The sequence below is a fragment of the Longimicrobiales bacterium genome (assembly GCA_035764935.1).
Lineage (GTDB): Bacteria > Gemmatimonadota > Gemmatimonadetes > Longimicrobiales > RSA9 > DASTYK01.
Map to the genome: position 1 here is coordinate 1 of DASTYK010000049.1, position 2,347 is coordinate 2,347.

Below are 2,347 nucleotides of genomic sequence, written 5' to 3' on the forward strand. Positions count from 1 at the left end.
CTCCTCCGCGTCTCTGCGTGAAAAGGAGCAGCCAGTGACACCTCACAAACACCACCCGCCGACGTGATCGCCGGCCGCGACCCGCAGCTCGAGCGCGCGGCGGTCAGCCTCCTGTTTTCACACGGAGGTCACAGGGGGGCACAGTGGACACTGAGGAAGATTCTCGATTGCTCATTTTCACGCAGAGTCGCAGAGGAGCAGAGGCGCGGAGCATCGCGTTCGTCGCGCGCGTCCACCTCGCCAGCAAATCAGAAATCTGATGTTTGCATGGCGGGGGGCCCACGCTGTTCGACGAATTGCCACTGTGACCACTGTGTCCGCTGAGCGCTCCGTGTGAAAAAAAGGGAACCTGCGCCTCTGCTCCTCCGCGCCTCTGCGTGAAACGAGGAAAACCAATGACACCCGGAAGAACGATGAACCGAAGGCAAGCCCTGAAGTCAGCAGCAGCGGCGACCGGATGGATGATGGCCGCGCCATACCTGAATCTCGGCCGGTTCCGCCTGTTCGCGCAGGCCGCCGAGTACTCGGCGCGCACGATCCGGCTGATGCAGGAATCGCTGGTGATCGACATGCTGAGTCCGCTCACGCTGAACTGGCCGCAGCAGGGGAAGTGGAACCTGGACGCGGAGAACTTCACGGACGCGGACTTCCAGCGCTTCCGGGAGTCGGGGATCAACGTCTTCCACGTCGCGTACGGCATGGGCGGCATCGACCCGTACACGACGGTGCTGGAGCACATTGCAACGCAGAACAGCTTCATTGCGGGCAATGACGAGCGGGTGCTGCGCATCGACAGTGCGGCGGACTTCGAGCGGGCGCGCACGTCGGGCAAGATCGGGATCATGATCGGGGTGCAGAACAGCTCGCACTTCCGCCGGCCGGACGACGTGAACACGTTCCACGCGCTGGGTCAGCGCGTCTCGCAGCTCACGTACAACTCGCGCAACCTGATCGGCAACGGCTCGACCGAGCGGAGCGACAGCGGGCTGAGCGATTTCGGCGTGCGGATCGTGCAGCGCATGAACGAGGTCGGCATGGCGGTCGACACGAGCCACTGCGGCGACCGCACGACGATCGACGCGTGCGAGGTGTCGGCGAAGCCGGTGCTGATCACGCACTCCAACGCGCGCGCTCTCGTGAACGGCCATCCGCGCACCAAGCCGGACGAGGCGATCCGCGCGATGGCGAAGACGGGCGGCGTGATGGGCATCACCGGCGTCCGGAACTTCGTGCGCCACACCGAGCCGACCACGATCGAGCACTACATCGACCACTTCGACTACGTCCGCGACCTGATCGGCGTCGAGCACCTCGGGATCGGCAGTGACATCGACCTGGACGGCTACGACGACATGCCCGCCGAGGACTACGCGCAGCTCAAGGCCGGCTACAAGGACAGCTACGCCTTCCGCGACAAGATCGACATCGAGGGCATCGACCATCCGAAACGCATGTTCGACGTGACGGAAGGGCTGATCCGCCGCGGCTACAGCGACGACGCGATCCGGGGCATCCTGGGCGGCAACTTCGCCCGCGTCCTCGCCGAGATCTGGACGAAGTGAGGGCAGCCGGGATTTGATCGGTTCACACAGAGTCCACCGAGGTCCACGGAGACACAGAGGTTTGCTGTTCCTGTGTCCTCTGCGACCGCTGTGACCGCTGTGTGAAACTGAGTAACTGCTACCAGTTGTTCTGCTCCATCAACGGGAGGAACCGATGCGGCGTCCGTGGCATCTGGCAGGGCTGACAGCACTGGGTGTGTCGATGCTGCTCTCGGGGGCGCCGGTCGGTGCGCAGACGCCGGAGCTGAACGTGGCGTCGCCGCGCGGGCCGACCGATGCGGCCGAGCTGGAGGCGTTCCTCGACGGGGTGATGGTCGCGCACATGCGCGACAAGCACATCGCGGGTGCAACGGTGTCGGTGGTCCGCGGCGGCGGGCTGCTGCTTTCCAAGGGTTACGGCTTTGCGGACGTCGAGGAGCGCCAGCCAGTGGACGCGGAGCGCACGATGTTCCGGATCGGGTCCGTGACCAAGCTGTTCACGTGGACCGCGGTGATGCAGCTGGTCGAGGCCGGCCGCATCGACCTCGACACGGACGTCAACACCTACCTCGATTTCGAGATCCCGGCGACGTACGACGAGCCGATCACGATGCGGCACATCCTGTCGCACACGCCCGGCTTCGAGGAGGACTCGCGCGACCTGTTCACGAAGGACTCGGCGTCGATCGTGCCGCTGGGCCGATGGCTGGCCGACCACCTGCCGGAGCGGGTCCGGCCGCCGGGGCAGTACTCGTCGTACTCCAACTACGCGACGGCGCTCGCCGGTTACATCGTGGAGCGCGTGT

2 protein-coding genes are annotated in these 2,347 nt (G+C 65.2%); both read left to right on the forward strand.

Features of this window, described 5'->3' with window-relative positions; all coding sequences use genetic code 11:
• Positions 1 to 413: 413 nt before the first annotated feature.
• A complete protein-coding gene (locus VFU06_03625) occupies positions 414 to 1,562 on the forward strand; it encodes a membrane dipeptidase (GenBank protein ID HEU5208479.1) in 1,149 nt (382 codons plus the stop codon).
• A gap of 154 nt (positions 1,563 to 1,716) precedes the next feature.
• The coding region (locus VFU06_03630) for a serine hydrolase domain-containing protein (protein HEU5208480.1) at positions 1,717 to 2,347 on the forward strand (631 nt) is incomplete at its 3' end.

Bases quoted from the DNA above. Each gene is read 5' to 3' on its own strand.
- VFU06_03625 (HEU5208479.1), top strand. From the start codon at position 414: ATGAACCGAAGGCAAGCCCTGAAGTCAGCAGCAGCGGCGACCGGATGG.